The organism is Parasphingorhabdus sp. SCSIO 66989, assembly GCF_032852305.1.
Classification (GTDB): Bacteria; Pseudomonadota; Alphaproteobacteria; order Sphingomonadales; family Sphingomonadaceae; genus Alterisphingorhabdus; species Alterisphingorhabdus coralli.
In genome coordinates this window covers 1,235,205-1,251,102 of sequence record NZ_CP136594.1, presented here as the reverse complement: position 1 = coordinate 1,251,102, position 15,898 = coordinate 1,235,205, and the positions used below count along the sequence as shown (strand labels likewise).

The following is a 15,898-nucleotide window of genomic DNA, read 5'->3' as shown; positions in this document are numbered from 1 at the left end:
TCGGAAAAGCAAAAAGGCCGGGGCAGCAATGCTCCGGCCTTTTTCATGTCCTCGTTATCAATGCAGCATAGGAATCGGACATTCGTCTCATAGAAAAGGTATTGGCATGGCGCGTAAAACCGATTAAAATATCTATGGTCGCACACTATTGGCAGGAATGCAGATATGGCGGCAACGGCACCGGACACATCGCAAAATTCAGGTTCAGACGAACGCTATGTGCGTCCGAAACAATCCGCCATTGTCAGACTTGGCAAAAGGCTACGGGCGCCGCTTAATCGTTTTCTGGAGCGGCAATCGCTGACTACGACAGAGCCTATAGTTCCTTCCGATACTCTGAAGGGGCTGGACATATTGCAGCACAACTGGCGCGCCGTTCAGGCCGAGGCACTCGCGCTATTGCAGCAACGCGACAACATCCCCGCCTTCGGCAAGATATCCCCCGATCACCGCCGGATCGCCAATGGCCCGCAATGGAAGAGCTTCTTCTTTGAAGGCTATGGCTTTCGCTCGCCCGGCAATTGCACGCAATGCCCCAAGACCGCTGCATTGCTGCGTCAAATCCCCGGATTGGTCGTGGCGTTCTACTCAATCATGGAAGGCGATACCCATGTGCCCCGGCACAAGGGCCTCACCAAGGCATGGCTCAACTGCCATTTGCCGCTGGTGTTGCCGCATGCTGCAGGGCGTTGCGAAATGCGCGTCGATGACAGCATCACCGTGCGCTGGACCGAAGGTGAGTGGTTGGTATTCGATGAGACCTATCCGCACGAGGTCTGGAATGACACAGGCGAACCGCGTGTTGTGCTGATGCTGCAAGTACGCCGCCCAATGCGTTGGCCCGGGCGTCTAATTGCCAAAGTGCTGTATGAAACTGTCCGAAGAACCAGCTTTGTGCAGGATATCCGCCGCGCGATAGGCGCTTAAAGCGCCAGAGCAATAAAGAATATCTCCGCTTTTTTAAATACGGTTACTGACTAAATACGCCTCTTATAATTTTGTAAACAAACACATGGCGTGATTGTTAACCATTATCTTCCACAGCATCGAAAGGCCTGCTGCCTAAAACCTCCGCCATGGGTAGTCGACCAATCATGTCGGGAATGTCGCCGATGCGGCAGATAGCCGCTATCGCGTTGATCGCGGTTGCGGCCTCTTTCACGCTGACGGCAACAATCTATTACAGCTATTATGGTCAGGATGATCGCTTTTGGGAGGCGATGATCATGTCGTTGATCGTGCCCTGGGGGATCAGCATCCCAATGGGGTGGTATTTCACCCAGCAGCGACAGAAATTCATGATGATGACCGCGCAACTGCGCCAGACAGAAGAAGATCTGCGCATGGCCAATCGCGAGCTGGAGCATAAGGCGAGCTATGATGCGATGACCGGCATGCTCAACCGCGATACATTTTTTGATCGCCTGTCCGAAAAACGCACCGGCAACAACGATCACATCCTGATGATCGTCGATGTGGATCATTTCAAAACCATCAATGACAGCTTTGGTCACCCGGCAGGCGATCAGGCGCTGATGCTGCTGGCTTCAATCTTCCGCCGCATATTGCGCAAAGGCGATCTGATCGGGCGTATTGGCGGGGAAGAATTTGGCATCTTCCTCCCGGACACCGCCGAAGCGGAAGGCAAGATTGTCGGCGAGATGATCCGTAGCGAGGTTGAGAATACGCCATTCGAGCCGCATCCCGGTTTTCGCCATGTCATCACCGTGAGTATCGGTATCACTGACGCCGCAGCGCGGCATGAACAATCGGTGGTTATGCGCAACGCCGATAATGCCCTATTCGCCGCGAAGCATAGCGGTCGCAATAAGGTGCTGGTGTTTGATCCAGGCATGCGTTCAAAGCCTTGCATGGCGATGGGCAGCATAGGTGCAGTCAATCCCAACAAAGTGGGAAGCGCCAGAGCCGTTGCCCGCAACCAGTAACTTTGCGCATCAACATTTGAACAAATACGCCATTCTCAAACTTGCTGAGCATTGCCGCATGACGCCATGGATCAGCGCTGCTATCCCCTTGTCATGTCTGAACAGAATCATCTCTATCTGGTCGATGGATCGGCCTATATCTTCCGCGCCTATCACCGCCTGCCGCCACTGACCAACCCGGAAGGTACCCCGGTCGGCGCAGTTTATGGCTATACCACCATGTTGTGGAAGCTCGCCGATGAGCTGAACAAGGCCGATGGCCCGACGCATCTCGCGGTTGTCCTCGATAAATCCTCTCACAGTTTCCGCAACGAGATTTACGATCAGTATAAGGCCAACCGGCCACCCCCTCCGGAAGACCTTCGTCCGCAATTTCCGCTGATCCGCGATGCCACCCGTGCCTTCTCGCTGCCGCTGATCGAAGAGGACAATGTCGAGGCCGACGATATGATCGCCAGCTATACCAAAGCGGCGCAGCGCGCCGGGTGGAAGGTGACGATTGTCTCCTCGGACAAGGACTTGATGCAGCTGATCGAGCCGAAGGACGACAGCGCTGTCGATATGCTCGACACCATGAAGAATGCGCGGATCGGGCGCGAGGGCGTTGTCGAGAAATTCGGCGTCGGGCCAGAGCTTGTCGGCGATATGCTGTCGCTGATGGGTGACAGCGTCGACAATATCCCTGGCGTCAAAGGGATTGGTCCCAAGACGGCGAGCAAGCTGTTGCTCGAATATGGTGATCTGGAGCGCGTCCTCACAGCAGCGCCGGAGATGAAAAAATCCAAGATGCGCGAAAATCTCATCGAGTTTGCCGAGGATGCGCGGCTGTCTAGGGTGCTGGTAACGCTGAAAGAAGATTGCCCGCTGCCAATGGAACTGGATGACTTCAAGCTCGGCGATATTCCACCCGATCCGCTCGCGGCGTTTCTTAACGAACACGGCTTTTCCAGCCTGTTGCGCAAACTGGGCGCGGAACCAACAGCGCCCAAGGAAGGCGATAGCGGTGACACAGCAGAAGCGGGACAAGGCACTACTGCGCCACTGCCGCCGAAAATGCCGGATATTGACCGCAGCCAATATGCCTGCGTCACCGATGCCGAGACACTCGACCAATGGATCACACGGGCACATGAAACCGGCTATGTCGCTTTCGACACAGAGACAACGTCGCTTAACGCGATGCTGGCCGAGCTGGTTGGCTTCAGCATGGCGGTTGCGCCCAATGAAGCCTGTTACGTGCCACTGGCGCATGGCGGCACTGATCTACTGGCGGAAAAGCCGGAACAGGTGCCAATGGATGTCGCGCTGACCAAGCTCAAGCCGCTGCTGGAGGACGATAGCATCCTGAAAATCGGGCAAAATATCAAATATGATATCAATGTCCTCGCCCGCCATGGCATCGCCATTGCACCGGTCGATGACACGATGGTGATGAGCTTCGCGCTTGATGCCGGGCGGACGCAGATTTCCGGCGGCCACGGCATGGATGAACTGGCGCGCCAGCATCTTGGGCATGAGTGCATTAGCTATAAATCGCTCACCGGCACCGGCAAATCGCAGATCGGTTTTGGTGAGGTGCCGCTCGACAAGGCCACCGAATATGCCGCTGAGGATGCAGACGTTACGCTGCGGCTGTGGAAGCTGCTCAAACCCCGGCTTAGCGCCGAAGGCGGCACTCGGATTTATGAGACTGTCGACCGCCCGACTATCGCCGTGTTGGGCCAGATGGAGCAGCATGGAATCCATGTCGATCGCGAAGTGCTGGCGCGCCTCTCGGGCGAGTTTGCCGCCGAAATGCAGCGGCTTGAGAGCGAGGTGCACGAAATCGCCGGTGAAGAGTTTGCGCTGGGCAGCCCCAAGCAACTCGGCGAAATCCTGTTCGGCAAAATGGGTCTGAAGGGCGGCAAGAAAGGCAAGTCTGGCCAATATTCCACCGATGTGACGGTGCTGGAAAAGCTGGCGCGCGAGGGCCAGCCCATTGCCAGCAAGGTGCTCGATTGGCGCCAAATGTCGAAATTGAAATCCACCTATACCGATGCGCTGCAGGCGGATATCAACCCCGGCACCGGGCGGGTGCATACCAGCTATAGCCTCACCGGAGCGCAGACCGGACGGCTCTCATCGACCGATCCGAACCTGCAGAATATCCCGATCCGCACCGATATGGGGCGTCAAATCCGCTTCGCCTTTACTGCCGAGCCGGGCAATGTGCTGCTTGCCGCCGACTATAGCCAGATCGAGCTGCGGCTGGCGGCGCATATGGCCGATGTCGATACGCTGAAGACTGCCTTTGCCAATGGCGAGGATATTCACAACCGCACCGCGCAGGAGCTGTTCGGCGAGGTTACCCGCGAAACCCGAGGCCGCGCCAAGACGATCAATTTCGCCATTCTCTACGGCATTTCGCGCTGGGGTCTGGCCGGGCGGCTCGAGGTCGATCCCGATGAGGCGCAGGCGATGATCGACACCTATTTCGAGCGCTTTCCCGGCATCAACCGCTATATCTCTGAAACGCTGATGCAGGCCAAAGACAAGGGCTATACCGAGACGCTATTCGGGCGCAAAACCCATTTCCCACGTATCAACGCCAAGAATCAGGCCGAGCGCCAGGGCGCCGAGCGCGCCGCGATCAACGCACCGATCCAGGGCACCAGCGCCGATATCATCAAACGCGCCATGGCACGGATGACGCCCGCGTTGCGAGAGGCGGGGCTGGACGAGGTGCGCATGCTATTGCAGGTGCATGACGAGCTTGTGTTTGAATTGCCCGAAGGCGATGTCGAGGCAGCATCCGCGATTATCCGCGATGTCATGGCCAATGCTGCGGAACCGGCGGTGAAACTGTCGGTCCCGCTGGGCGTAGATATCGGAACCGGATCAAGCTGGGGCGAGGCGCACTAACCACAAAAAATAACCGTCACCCCCGCGAAGGCGCGGGCCAGGGCAACAAAACGCAGCGCTAGCGGCTCTGGATCCCCGCCTTCGCGGGGATGACGGAATTACTGGGTTTAACGCCCCCGCTCCCGAGCTCTCGGATAGCTCCCCAGCAACCGCACCCATTTGCTGTGAAACGCCAGTTCCTCCAACGCGCGGTCGACCGATGGATCGCCTGGCATGCCCTCAATATCAGCATAAAACTCGGCGGCTGAGAAACTCCCGCCACGCTGATAGCTTTCCAGCTTGGTGATATTGACATTGTTGGTCGCAAAGCCGCCCAATGCCTTGTAGAGCGCCGCCGGGATGCTTTTGACCTCAAAGGTCAGCGTCGTCATCACCGGCTGATCCTCATCAGGTGCCGCACCAATACGCGAGAGCACGACAAAGCGCGTCATATTATGGTCGGCATCCTCGATATTCTTCGCAATGATCTGCAAGCCATAAAGCTCTGCCGCCATTTCCGGCGCGATGGCGGCGAGGCTGAGCTCATCCGATTCCGCAACCCGCGCCGCCGCGCCTGCGGTATCGGCATAGGCTATCGGCGTCATACCATGCTGTTTGAGATAATGGCGGCATTGGCCCAGTGCCTGTGGGTGACTCAGCACTTCCTTATGCGGCCCTTCACCGCGCGCCATTAAACAATGATGAATCGGCAGGAACGTCTCGGCGATGATCGACAGGCCGGATTCGGGCAAGAGAAAGTGGATATCGGCAACGCGGCCATGCTGGGAGTTCTCAATCGGGATGATCGCGCGGTCCGCACTCCCATGTCTCACCGCATCAATCGCATCGGCAAAAGAGAAGCACGGCATCGGCAAGGCCGCTGTGTCGTAGCGGCTACAGGCGATATGCGAATTGGCCCCCGGCGCGCCCTGGAACGCCACGGCGAGCGACGGCTCCGCCTTGGCCTTTGCCGCCATTTCGTGCACTTTTTCCAGCGCAATTGTCGGATAACTCTGCATAAATGTCGCGATAGGCGAGCAAGGCGGTCTCTGCCAAGCCAAAATGCTTGCACGCAATGGTAAGGCGCTTTAAGTGGCTCCCCAAATGGCGGCGATTGTGCGTCGCAAAAATTGCAAACAGCGTCACAATAGAGGCATTTTGGGCATGGACGGAACGAATAACACAATCGCTGGCTGGGTATTGGCAGGTGCGGCAACAGCCTTGGGCCTGAGCATAGTCAGCGGCAAATATTACCATGCCGGTAGCCCCGAAGCCCCGGAAGAACCGGGCTTTTTCGTCGAAGGCGGCGGCAGCGATGGCGGTGCCGAGGTAGCAGCGGTTGATATCGGCACGCTGATGGCCGCAGCCGACGCCGATGCGGGTGCCAAAGTGTTTGCCAAATGCACCTCTTGCCACAGCATCGAGAAGGGCGGCGCCAATGGCATTGGCCCCAATCTCTATGGCGTTATGGGCAAAGGCCATGGTGCAGTCGCTGGTTTTGCCTATTCCGAAGCGATCTCCGGCATTTCAGAGCCTTGGGGCTTTGAGAATATGAGCGCATGGCTGAAGTCACCGCGCCGCTATGCCGATGGTACCAAGATGACCTTTGCCGGTCTTGGCAATGATGAAGACCGCGCCAATGTCATCGCCTATCTCAACCAGAATTCCGACAGCCCGCTGCCACTGCCTGCGCCAGCCGCTCCGGCTGCGGAAGGCGAAGAGGGCGAGGCTGCTGCGGAAGGTGAAGAACCGGCAGCAGAGGGCGAAGGCGAAGCAGCCGCAGAAGCCGCTCCCGAGGCGGAAGCAGAAGCTGCGGCTGAGAGCTAAACCGCTCGCCGCTCCTTGCGGTTTGCCTGCTTGATTAGCGTTCATGGGTTGATACACTCCCGCCATCATTCGGGAGGTCATCACTTATGCGCTTTTCCATCCTGCTCACATCACTGCTCCTCTGCACCGCGCCCGCAACTGCGCAGGAGGAATGGCCAGAGCTGTCCGGCCCCTATCTCGGTCAGGAACCGCCGGGAATGGAGCCGCAAGTCTTTGCGCCGGGTCTGATATCGCTCGATGATGAGCGCGAGCTAAACTCCGTCTTTTCGCCCGATGGCAAGATTTTCATGTTCTCACGGGTGGTGAACGGCGTCTTCAAGATGTTCTATAGCCGCCTGCGCGATGATGACAGCTGGCAGGAACCGCGCATGGCGGCGCTGTCCAAGACCTATCCCGGCCATAGCGAGGTCGATATGGTGTTCTCCCCCGATGGTGACTGGCTCTACTTCATCTCGGACCGACCGCTTAAGGGCTATTCGCTTGAACGGCACAATATCTGGCGCAGCAAGGTCACGCCCAACGGCCTGCTCACACCGGAACCCCTTGGGCCTGAAATCAACACCGCTGGCCATGATCTCTATCCCATGCTGGTCGGCGATGGCAGCCTTTATTACTCGGCCAATGGCGAGGAGACTATTGGCGCCCGCGACAGCTATCGTGCGCAATATAGCAACGGCACATTTGAAACGCCGGTTAACCTTGGCCCGGCAATCAACAGCGATATGGATGAGGGCGATATCTATGTCAGCCCGGACGAAAGCTATATCATCCATGTGTCCTCCAGCCGCCCCGATGGCCTGGGCGATGGTGATCTCTATATCAGCTTCAAACAGGCTGACGGGTCATGGGGCCAGGGTGTGAATATGGGGCCGACAATCAACACAGCCGGGATCGATTACTGCCCGATGGTAACGCCCGACGGCAAATATCTCTTCTTCACCCGCGGCAATGATATCATGTGGGTGGATGCCGCGATTATAGATACCTATCGACAATAACGCAGGTTCTATTCTTCCAGCCTGAGTAGCTCGCGGTCGATATGAATATTCCGCTCGGCCAGACGGGCCTCGTAGAGAAACAAACACAGACCAACGATCAAAAACACCATGGCCAGGATAAAACCGACCGAAATGGCAATGGTCAGGTCAATCCGCGCCAGACCAGTAATAAAAAGCATCGCGATGACGATGGACACCGTGATGGCACCGCATACACCCATCAATATCGCTGCATTGACCACCGTCATCCGCCGGTCCAGCCCGCGCAATTCCCGAACGATGCATTCGCGGCGTTCTGGCGTGCAATCGCCATGCTGCTGCGTTAGCACCCGCGAGCGGTCAACCACCCGCACCAGCCGTCCAGAGAAAAGCTGCAACATAGCGCCGATACCAACCAGCAAAAAGGCCGGCGCCATGGCCAGTTGAATGATACTGGCAATCTCGGCGATATCTGCGTCGTTGATCATCTGCTGGCGTTCCAATGCTGCACAGGTGTTTTTTCGCTCTGCAAGGGTCTAGCCTATAGATGATCTGAATGTTCGGTCAAACGCCGCTTAATCGTTCCGCTTCGCCAATGAGCAACGCGCTATCCGACGAGAGCGCCTTATCGAGTAAAGCATTTTGCTGGCGAGGATTATCGGCGAAGTGATGATAGAGGGCATCCAATGCGACACTGCGTAATCGATGGCTTGGGTGCTTTTGCATAACCGTTTCCGCCAGCTCGAGACCGTCACCCAAGCCGCTATCAACTGCGAGACGCAGCAATATATCGCTGGCTCCAAAACTCAGAATATGACCGATGCGATTGCGCTCAAGATCATAGCTATATTGGTCGGTCCATGGCTGATCCCATGCGGTCAGCATCAGATTGAGCGATATCGACAGGGCTTCAGGCGGATATTGGCAATGGACATCGCGATGTTTGCGATAATGCAGCATCCGCCCCTCGCTGAGCCGTGAGCGCTCAACAAAACGCAGCCCCGCCGGTTCGCCGCGAAAGCCGGCCAGGCTTCCATAGTCCTGCTCATAATAGTCGCTGACATAGCCGGGGCCATGATAGCCGATGGTGAGGAAATCAAAATTATGGTCATGCGGCAGGCCATAGAAAAAGGCTGCCTCGCCACTCGCCTTGACCGCATAATCGGGTTTTGCAGGCCAGATATTGGCGCGTAGGAACCAACCCGGTCGTGGTTCACCCAGCATAATGACCTGCGGTCCATATTGCCGCTGACCATAAGATTCAGTTGCTATCTTGGCGCTATGATATTGCTTGAGCTCGGCTATGGCTGCATCACTGATACAGTCGCGATCCAGCGCCAGGCGCGCGAGAATATCCGCCGCCAGATCCCTTTGTTCCTCACTTTCGACGGATGGCGCCAGAGCATCAAAAGCCTCCAGCGCTTCGGCCAGTGAGAGCGATACATCAGCGGTTCGGCTGATATCGAGCGCCATATTCAGGCCACCTTCTTTTCAGCGATTTGCCGCATCAATGCCGCAGCCATGGTGCGTATCTGCGCATCTTCATCTTTGCTCGCCATCGTTTCCAACTGCGCCAGCGCGCCAGGCATATCAGTGGACAGACATTCACGCATCGCCTGCCAGCGCAAGGCGGCCAATGGCTGATCGCAAGCCTTTAGCATCTGGGGCAAGGCATGCGCGGCACCCATTGCGCGCAAGGCGGCCAGTAACAACATTTGTCGGGTTTCCCTTGCATCCGCTGTGGTTAGCCGCACCAACCGGCCATCTTGCGTCGCATAATGCCGCTGCAATTGGCCGCGGCGATCCGGAGGAGCAACGGTCAATCGCAACAGCAATCCCGGCTGATCAGCGCCGAGAAACTGCATCGCTTCGCTATCGGTATCAATACAAACCGCCGCAGCCGACAGCTGAATTGGCGCGCCATTATGAACGGCGTATCTGCTGGTGCACTGAGCCTTTTCCTCATGCCAGCATTGTATCTGTGCTGACACAGGATAGATCGGGGCAAAGACCGTGGCACCCTTGCTAAAACTAATCGTGTCAGCGTCCGCATCAGGGTAAAGACTCACCAGCGACAATGTTGTTTGAAGGTTCTGGTAGAGTACGGCAGATACCCCATTGCCGCTGCGATTAACCGCCAAATTCGGCACCGCCATGGGATGCGCTCGCAGCACAGCCAACCAATGGCTGATAAACGCGCCCGCCAACCCTTTATCCTCCACGATGGATGAACCATATCGGGCTGCGCGCAAAACATCGCCTGTTTTCGCAATCTTCGTCATCTCGAGCAGAAGTGGCTGCCAGCGTCTCAGCGCATGATGCCGACGCCATGCCGCCGCATGGCCTTTGACAAGATCAGCATGGCTGTGGCGCAGTTTCGCATCAGCGCCATAGTCTCTTATTTCCGGCTGAAGATGCACCTCTGCCTTCCCTGGCCTAGAATCCGCTTTCAAAAATCACGATGGCGATAACAATCCACAGATCATCATTGGCCTGCATATTCAGGCCCTGCGAAGTCACAGCGCCAAAATTGCCAATCATTTCCGGGAATTCGGGGATTTCTTCCAATGTCACAACGGTTCTCCTTTATGCGTTTAAGGCCATAATCCGCTTGGATTTGACGCGAATGAGCATATGAAGACAGGTGCGTTACGACGAATGAAGTTTGCGTCATAATGCTGAACACATTGGCACCAGGCCAGCATGAAAAGGATGCATTAATGTCGGATGCAAGAACCGGGGAGTTTGATCCGAGGCTGTTTACCGAGACTATCTCCAGCCATGGCCATGGCGGCCATATCGGGCTGGAATATCATGACCATGGTGTCGGCTGGGTCGAGCTGAAACTGCCCTGGCGCGAGGAGCTTGTTGGTGATTCTGAAACCGGCATTCTCGCTTCTGGCCCGATCATCAGCATGATGGACAATGCCACCAGCCTGTCGGTCTGGACCAAGCTGGGCACCTTTCGGCCACAGGTGACGCTCGACCTGCGCGTCGATTATATGCGCGCCGCCAAACCCAAAGCGACAGTCTATGGCCGCGGCGAGTGTTATCAGATCAAGCGTTCTATCGCGTTTGTGCGCGGCATCGCCCATGATGGTGACCCGGATGATCCGGTCGCCCATGTCGCCGGCACCTTTATCAATCTGGATGTCTCTGCATCATGACCGAACACGACCCCGATATTGAAAGCATCGTCGCGATGTTGCCGCCCTTTGCGCATCATATGGGCATGACCGTGACCGGGCTCGAGGATGGCCTGCCGGTCATCAGCTATGATTTTGGCCCCGGCGTCACCGGACGACCGGGTTTCCTGCATGGCGGCGCGCTTTCCGGACTGTTAGAGGTCGCCGCTTACTCAGCACTTCGCGCACGCATCGCGCAAGATGGGGCCAAGGCGCAGCTGAAACCGGTCAATGTCACCGTCGATTTCATGCGCGGCGGACGACAGCACCGCACCTTTGCACTCGGCAAGATTACCCGGCTGGGCCAGCGTGTTGCCAATGTGGAGAGTGTTGCCTGGCAGTTGGACAGGCACAAAATCATCGCGGCGGCGCGGCTCAATTTTTTGCTCAAACGCGAAGTTTAGTCGGGCGCGTAGAGCGCAATAATCAGGGCATCTTCACCAAGCGCAGGCTGACCGCTATCGGCTTCGATAACCATTGCATCGGCGCGCACGCGGGCCACGATCTCCGGCGCAATATCGCCGTGCAACAGCACCAGATCAGCACCTGCAAGCAAACGCGCCTGTCCGATGGAGAGGTCATCAGGATCTTGGCTGGCAAGGCGTATCTCATGGTGACCACCAGAGCCGCCCTCTTCTCCCTGCTGCAACCACACTTCCACTGCATCGGAAGCATTGGCGGAGAAGGGGTCCAGTACCCCGCCCTCACCCAACGCCGCATCAATCGCCCGCCGCCGGGTCAGACCGTCCGGCCAGCGCGCTTTCATGGCGTTGCGGGCATTGGCAAGCGCCTGCGCCAACTGCCCCAGACTCTGCGGCAAGAGCGACTCCAGACGCTGGCGCAGCGCTTTGGCCAATCCTGCTGATGCGCCGCCGGTACCGATCGCAATCGTGACCGGATTGCGATCAACAATGGCGGGCGTGGTGTAATCGCACAAGTGCGGGCGGTCGACGGCATTGACCAATAGCCCGCGCGCTTTCAGCCGCGCTACCGCGGCCTCCGCTTCGGCATCATCTTCGAGCGCAACGACCGCGATCCTGGCATCCGCGTTTTCATCATCGGTGAACACTGCGCCTGCACGAGCATAGAGTCTCCGCTTGGCATCTGCTGCTTCCCCGGTGCCGAGCAGGATAACCGTCTGCCCTTCAAGCTCGAGAAAGATGGGAAAGCTGCGCATCGCCTCTTATTTGAGCCATTCGGGTACGCGCTCAGCGGCCATGATGGTGGCCGGGTCGATGCGATCCGCAACCAGCGCGTGATTGCTGCCATCGACCAAAACCTCCGGCACAAGCGCGCGACTGTTATAAGTGCTGGCCAATGTTGCGCCATAGGCCCCGGCGGTGCGGAAAATAGCGAGATCGCCAGCAGCCACGGCATCAATCTCGCGATCGCGGGCGAAGGTATCGCCAGTCTCGCAGACAGGGCCGACAATATGCGCGGCCATTGTTTCGCCATTGGGCTGTACCGCGACAAAATCATGCCAAGCGTCATAAAGTGCAGGCCGAGCCAGATCATTCATCGCGCCATCCACGACCACGAATGGATTGCCCAGCGCCTGCTTCACCCGGATGACCCGTGTCAGCATCACCCCGGCATTACCGGCAATCACCCGGCCCGGTTCGAACATTAGCGTCACATCCCAGTCACGGGTAACGCGGGCGACCATGGCGCCGTAATCGGCAGGCGATGGTGGCACCTCGCCCGGGGCATAGGGTACGCCCAGACCACCGCCGAGATCGACATGGCTTACCGTGAGACCTTGCCCACGCAGCGTCTGCACCAGATCGCCGACCTTGCCAAAAGCCTGTTCCAGCGGATCGAGCGACAGCAATTGGCTGCCAATATGCACCGCGATGCCGCGCATATTGAGCGATGGCTTGGCCGACAGTTCGGCATAAAGCGCCGGCGCCTGATCTATCGCCACGCCAAACTTGTTCTCCGCTTTGCCCGTCGAGATTTTGGCATGGGTGGCAGCGTCCACATCGGGATTAACCCGCAACGCAATCGCAGGCGTCTGCCCCATCTCGGCGGCAATGGCGGCAAGCTCATGCCCTTCTTCGGCCGACTCAATATTGAACTGACCAATACCGGTTTGCAGCCCATGGCGCATCTCATCGGCGGTTTTGCCGACGCCGGAAAAGACAATATCTTCGGGTGCAACCCCCGCCTGTAGAGCGCGGTTCAATTCGCCAGCGGAGACAACATCGGCGCCATAGCCTTCATCAGCAAGGATGTTCAGCACCGCCAAATTGGGATTGGCCTTTACCGCAAAGGCAAGGTGCACCCGGCCCGCAGGCTTTAGCGCCTCTCGGAAAACCTGGGCATGGCGACGCAGCGTTGCGGCGGAATAGATATAGACCGGCGTGCCGTAAATCTCGGCCAATTCGGTCAGGGGAATATCTTCGGCGTGGAGCACACCGTTCTTCAACTGAAAATGGTCCATGGCTGTTTAGTCCGGCGGCAGGTCGAAGGGATCATCTTCACGCACTTCCGAGCGGCGGCGTAACTCGACGCTGCGCCCGGGGCGTGCCTGGGTCGAAGGCTCAAGCAGATCATTGGCGGTCGGCTGTTCCTCCGCACCATAGGGTTTCGCCGGAAGCTCTGCACCTGCGGTCGGCTGCAATTCACGTTTGCTGCCGCAACCGACCAGCAGAATCGGCAAGGCGATGATCGAGATTGTCTTTATGGCAACCAGTTTGCGATGAAGAGTCATTGCGATGTTCCGTTATTGCGCTGATGCGGCGAGCCTTTGCCGCGCGGAATTGATCTGTTCTCTTACGCGATCCGGTGCGGTCGCGCCATAGCAGTTTCTGCTGGCGACAGAGGCATCCAATGACAGCACCGAAAAGACGCGATCATCAATGCGGTCGTCAATGGCTTTAAGGGCGTCGAGCGACAGCGCCTCGAGCGCTACGCCCTGCTGCTCTGCCAGTTTGACCGCTTCACCGGTGATATGGTGCGCCTCGCGGAAGGGAATATCCGCCTCACGCACCAGCCAATCGGCCAGATCGGTCGCGGTGGCATAGCCACGCTCGGCAGCGGCGCGCATTGCATCGGGGCGGAAGGTCATTTCGCGCATCATCCCGGTCATCGCCGCCAGCGACAGCGCAAGCAGGCCCTCTGCCTCGAACACCGGCGGCTTGTCATTCTGCATATCCTTGGAATAGGCGAGCGGCAGGCCCTTCATCGTCATCATCACCGCATGGAGACAGCCGGTAATCCGGGCAGAATGGGCACGGACAAGCTCAGCGGCATCGGGGTTACGCTTTTGCGGCATGATCGACGAACCGGTCGAGAAGCTGTCCGGAAGCGCAACAAATCCATAGGGCTGGCTGGCCCAGATGATAATCTCTTCCGCCAGCCGCGACAGATGTAGCGCGCACTGGCTCGCGGCCATCAGATAATCAATGGCGAAATCGCGGTCGGATACGCTGTCCAGCGAGTTGCGCGTCGGCGCATCAAAACCGAGCGCCTTTGCGGTTTGTTCACGATCAATCGGGAAACCGGTTCCGGCCAACGCCGCCGCGCCCAAAGGAGACTGGTTGAGCCGCCCCCGCGCATCGGCAAAGCGCGAACGATCGCGTTCGATCATCTCATAATAGGCCATAAGATGGTGGCCCAAGGTCACGGGTTGGGCTGATTGCAAATGGGTGAAGCCGGGCATGATGGTTTCGGCATGTTCCTCGGCGCGGTCGACCAAAACCGTCTGAAACGCAGCCAGTGCCGCATCTGTCTGGTCTATCGCATCACGGACCCATAGCTTCAGGTCAGTGGCGACCTGATCATTGCGCGAGCGCGCCGTATGCAGCCGCCCCGCGGCTTCGCCGATAGTCGCACGAAGCTGCGCCTCGACATGCATATGAATGTCTTCGAGCGACCAGTCCTCATCAACGCCATTGGCGGCAAATTCCTCGGCAACCTGATGCAAACCGATCTTGATCTGCTCGGCATCGGCCTTGCTAATGATGCCACAGCGGGCCAGCATCGCCGCATGCGCCAGCGATCCGGTAATGTCCTGTTGCCACAATGCCTTGTCGAACGGGATGGAGGCATTTATCTCTTGCATGATGGCGGAAGGCCCCTCGGCGAACCGCCCGCCCCACATGCTGTTGGAGCTTTTGTCCATGGTCACTGTCCCGTCCTCTTTTATCGCACGATTGTCAGCGCCGATTATGATTCTCGCGCTGCTATTTTCTCTGGCCGCCTGCGATACGCAATCTGCAACGAAGCAGCAAGACAATGCCGCGACCAGCGAGAGCCCCGAGCCGCCGCCCCCGCCGGGACTGGGCCCGGCCGGCAAGCTCGACATCACCAAGCGCGGCACGCCCGCGCCCGATGTCAGCTTTACAGCGCCCGATGGCAGCGCAGTGACACTGGCTAAATTTCGCGGAAAACCATTATTGGTCAATCTCTGGGCGACATGGTGTGCACCCTGTGTGTTTGAGATGCCGACGCTGGACCGACTGGCAGAGCGCGAGGCGGAACGCCTGCAGGTACTGGTGGTCTCGCAAGACAATCAAGGGGCAGAACTGGTCGATCCATTTTTCGCTGAGAAGAAATTCACCCGGCTGGAGCCTTATCTGGATACAGAGAATGCGCTGGGTTTTGCGATCAACACCGGGATTATGCCGACGACCATTCTCTATGATTCGCAAGGCAAGGAAGTGTGGCGGATGCTCGGTGGTATGGATTGGACCGGCGTGAGAGCGGCATCAATGTTGGAGGATACGCTGGCGCAGGGTCGCGAATAATCCTCCCCGTTTACGGGGAGGTGGCAGCGCGTAGCGCTGACGGAGGGGGATTTCCACTTGTGAAGCAGCAAGTGGATAGCCCCCTCCACCACCTCTGGTGGTTCCCCTCCCCGCAAGCGGGGAGGAATGCTGTCCATTTGCTACCCACTCCCAAAAGACGCCAGTCTTTTAAGCTGATAGAAAACAGCAAAACTTAACTGTTTCTGGGGGGACAAGATGGTGGGCGATGACAGGCTCGAACTGCCGACCCTCTCGGTGTAAACGAGATGCTCTACCAACTGAGCTAATCGCCCATCTTGTATGACCGTAATACCGGGTAGGAGCGCGTATTT

The 15,898-nt window shown here is 57.8% G+C and carries 17 protein-coding genes and 1 tRNA gene; 8 read left to right on the top strand and 10 right to left on the bottom strand.

Translation table 11 applies throughout. From position 1 onward, the window contains the following. Positions 1 to 165 precede the first annotated feature (165 nt). The 3 genes from RB602_RS05825 to polA all read left to right on the top strand — a co-directional run bounded on the left by RB602_RS05825 (position 166) and on the right by polA (position 4,847). On the top strand, positions 166 to 927 hold the full coding sequence (locus tag RB602_RS05825; RefSeq protein ID WP_317083784.1) for an aspartyl/asparaginyl beta-hydroxylase domain-containing protein: 762 nt from the start codon (positions 166 to 168) through the stop codon (positions 925 to 927). A 149-nt stretch (positions 928 to 1,076) separates the two neighbouring features. Next, complete coding sequence (locus tag RB602_RS05820; RefSeq protein ID WP_317083783.1) at positions 1,077 to 1,946, top strand: GGDEF domain-containing protein; 870 nt, start codon at positions 1,077 to 1,079, stop codon at positions 1,944 to 1,946. Between the two features lie 93 nt (positions 1,947 to 2,039). Further along, a complete protein-coding gene (polA, locus tag RB602_RS05815) occupies positions 2,040 to 4,847 on the top strand; it encodes a DNA polymerase I (protein WP_317083781.1) in 2,808 nt (935 codons plus the stop codon). A gap of 107 nt (positions 4,848 to 4,954) precedes the next feature. Here polA and RB602_RS05810 read toward each other — a convergent pair whose 3' ends face one another. After that, a complete protein-coding gene (locus RB602_RS05810) occupies positions 4,955 to 5,845 on the bottom strand; it encodes a prephenate dehydratase (RefSeq protein WP_317083780.1) in 891 nt (296 codons plus the stop codon). 145 nt (positions 5,846 to 5,990) lie between these two features. On the opposite strand from RB602_RS05810, the gene RB602_RS05805 reads away from it, so the two are divergent. Then, positions 5,991 to 6,653: a c-type cytochrome gene (locus RB602_RS05805; RefSeq protein ID WP_317083778.1), complete on the top strand. Its 663-nt coding sequence runs from the start codon at positions 5,991 to 5,993 to the stop codon at positions 6,651 to 6,653. An 86-nt stretch (positions 6,654 to 6,739) separates the two neighbouring features. After that, complete coding sequence (locus RB602_RS05800; RefSeq protein ID WP_317083776.1) at positions 6,740 to 7,651, top strand: hypothetical protein; 912 nt, start codon at positions 6,740 to 6,742, stop codon at positions 7,649 to 7,651. A gap of 8 nt (positions 7,652 to 7,659) precedes the next feature. Here the strand turns inward: RB602_RS05800 and RB602_RS05795 are convergent, their stop codons facing one another. The 4 genes from RB602_RS05795 to RB602_RS05780 all read right to left on the bottom strand — a co-directional run bounded on the left by RB602_RS05795 (position 7,660) and on the right by RB602_RS05780 (position 10,204). After that, positions 7,660 to 8,118, bottom strand: a complete 459-nt coding sequence (locus tag RB602_RS05795; RefSeq protein ID WP_317083774.1) for a DUF2721 domain-containing protein — start codon at positions 8,116 to 8,118, stop codon at positions 7,660 to 7,662. Between the two features lie 76 nt (positions 8,119 to 8,194). Continuing rightward, positions 8,195 to 9,103 carry a transposase gene (locus tag RB602_RS05790; RefSeq protein ID WP_317083772.1) on the bottom strand — a complete coding sequence of 303 codons (909 nt, stop codon included), beginning with the start codon at positions 9,101 to 9,103 and terminating at the stop codon, positions 8,195 to 8,197. Between the two features lie 2 nt (positions 9,104 to 9,105). After that, positions 9,106 to 10,050, bottom strand: coding sequence for a hypothetical protein (locus tag RB602_RS05785; protein WP_317083771.1), 945 nt, complete (start codon positions 10,048 to 10,050; stop codon positions 9,106 to 9,108). 16 nt (positions 10,051 to 10,066) lie between these two features. Next, entirely contained in the window at positions 10,067 to 10,204 is a 138-nt protein-coding gene (locus RB602_RS05780; RefSeq protein ID WP_317083770.1) for a hypothetical protein, read from the bottom strand. A gap of 146 nt (positions 10,205 to 10,350) precedes the next feature. Here RB602_RS05780 and RB602_RS05775 point away from each other — a divergent pair, with 146 nt between their 5' ends. Both RB602_RS05775 and RB602_RS05770 read left to right on the top strand, forming a co-directional pair. Beyond that, positions 10,351 to 10,797 carry a PaaI family thioesterase gene (locus tag RB602_RS05775; protein WP_317083768.1) on the top strand — a complete coding sequence of 149 codons (447 nt, stop codon included), beginning with the start codon at positions 10,351 to 10,353 and terminating at the stop codon, positions 10,795 to 10,797. Beyond that, positions 10,794 to 11,219: a PaaI family thioesterase gene (locus tag RB602_RS05770; RefSeq protein ID WP_317083767.1), complete on the top strand. Its 426-nt coding sequence runs from the start codon at positions 10,794 to 10,796 to the stop codon at positions 11,217 to 11,219. The genes RB602_RS05775 and RB602_RS05770 overlap by 4 nt, the downstream gene beginning before the upstream one ends. Here RB602_RS05770 and RB602_RS05765 read toward each other — a convergent pair. The 4 genes from RB602_RS05765 to argH are packed head-to-tail and all read right to left on the bottom strand — an operon-like array spanning position 11,216 to position 14,920. Further along, positions 11,216 to 11,992, bottom strand: a complete 777-nt coding sequence (locus RB602_RS05765) for a precorrin-2 dehydrogenase/sirohydrochlorin ferrochelatase family protein (RefSeq protein WP_317083765.1) — start codon at positions 11,990 to 11,992, stop codon at positions 11,216 to 11,218. The two genes, RB602_RS05770 and RB602_RS05765, sit on opposite strands and share 4 nt — an antisense overlap. 6 nt (positions 11,993 to 11,998) lie before the next feature. Beyond that, positions 11,999 to 13,258 (bottom strand): diaminopimelate decarboxylase, encoded by a 1,260-nt coding sequence (gene lysA / locus RB602_RS05760; RefSeq protein WP_317083763.1) that lies wholly within the window; start codon positions 13,256 to 13,258, stop codon positions 11,999 to 12,001. A gap of 6 nt (positions 13,259 to 13,264) precedes the next feature. Then, positions 13,265 to 13,528 carry a hypothetical protein gene (locus tag RB602_RS05755; RefSeq protein ID WP_317083761.1) on the bottom strand — a complete coding sequence of 88 codons (264 nt, stop codon included), beginning with the start codon at positions 13,526 to 13,528 and terminating at the stop codon, positions 13,265 to 13,267. 12 nt (positions 13,529 to 13,540) lie between these two features. Continuing rightward, on the bottom strand, positions 13,541 to 14,920 hold the full coding sequence (gene argH / locus RB602_RS05750; RefSeq protein ID WP_317084440.1) for an argininosuccinate lyase: 1,380 nt from the start codon (positions 14,918 to 14,920) through the stop codon (positions 13,541 to 13,543). Between the two features lie 19 nt (positions 14,921 to 14,939). Between argH and RB602_RS05745 the strand changes: the two genes are divergently transcribed. Continuing rightward, positions 14,940 to 15,566 (top strand): TlpA family protein disulfide reductase, encoded by a 627-nt coding sequence (locus RB602_RS05745; RefSeq protein ID WP_317083760.1) that lies wholly within the window; start codon positions 14,940 to 14,942, stop codon positions 15,564 to 15,566. 217 nt (positions 15,567 to 15,783) lie between these two features. Here RB602_RS05745 and RB602_RS05740 read toward each other — a convergent pair. Beyond that, positions 15,784 to 15,859: transfer RNA gene (locus RB602_RS05740), tRNA-Val, on the bottom strand. Positions 15,860 to 15,898: the final 39 nt, after the last annotated feature.

Bases quoted from the DNA above. Each gene is read 5' to 3' on its own strand.
- argH (WP_317084440.1), bottom strand. From the start codon at position 14,920: ATGTGGGGCGGGCGGTTCGCCGAGGGGCCTTCCGCCATCATGCAAGAG.
- RB602_RS05770 (WP_317083767.1), top strand. From the start codon at position 10,794: ATGACCGAACACGACCCCGATATTGAAAGCATCGTCGCGATGTTGCCG.
- RB602_RS05805 (WP_317083778.1), top strand. From the start codon at position 5,991: ATGGACGGAACGAATAACACAATCGCTGGCTGGGTATTGGCAGGTGCG.
- RB602_RS05820 (WP_317083783.1), top strand. From the start codon at position 1,077: ATGGGTAGTCGACCAATCATGTCGGGAATGTCGCCGATGCGGCAGATA.
- RB602_RS05755 (WP_317083761.1), bottom strand. From the start codon at position 13,528: ATGACTCTTCATCGCAAACTGGTTGCCATAAAGACAATCTCGATCATC.
- RB602_RS05775 (WP_317083768.1), top strand. From the start codon at position 10,351: ATGTCGGATGCAAGAACCGGGGAGTTTGATCCGAGGCTGTTTACCGAG.
- RB602_RS05790 (WP_317083772.1), bottom strand. From the start codon at position 9,103: ATGGCGCTCGATATCAGCCGAACCGCTGATGTATCGCTCTCACTGGCC.
- lysA (WP_317083763.1), bottom strand. From the start codon at position 13,258: ATGGACCATTTTCAGTTGAAGAACGGTGTGCTCCACGCCGAAGATATT.
- polA (WP_317083781.1), top strand. From the start codon at position 2,040: ATGTCTGAACAGAATCATCTCTATCTGGTCGATGGATCGGCCTATATC.
- RB602_RS05745 (WP_317083760.1), top strand. From the start codon at position 14,940: ATGGTCACTGTCCCGTCCTCTTTTATCGCACGATTGTCAGCGCCGATT.
- RB602_RS05795 (WP_317083774.1), bottom strand. From the start codon at position 8,118: ATGATCAACGACGCAGATATCGCCGAGATTGCCAGTATCATTCAACTG.
- RB602_RS05765 (WP_317083765.1), bottom strand. From the start codon at position 11,992: ATGCGCAGCTTTCCCATCTTTCTCGAGCTTGAAGGGCAGACGGTTATC.
- RB602_RS05825 (WP_317083784.1), top strand. From the start codon at position 166: ATGGCGGCAACGGCACCGGACACATCGCAAAATTCAGGTTCAGACGAA.
- RB602_RS05810 (WP_317083780.1), bottom strand. From the start codon at position 5,845: ATGCAGAGTTATCCGACAATTGCGCTGGAAAAAGTGCACGAAATGGCG.
- RB602_RS05800 (WP_317083776.1), top strand. From the start codon at position 6,740: ATGCGCTTTTCCATCCTGCTCACATCACTGCTCCTCTGCACCGCGCCC.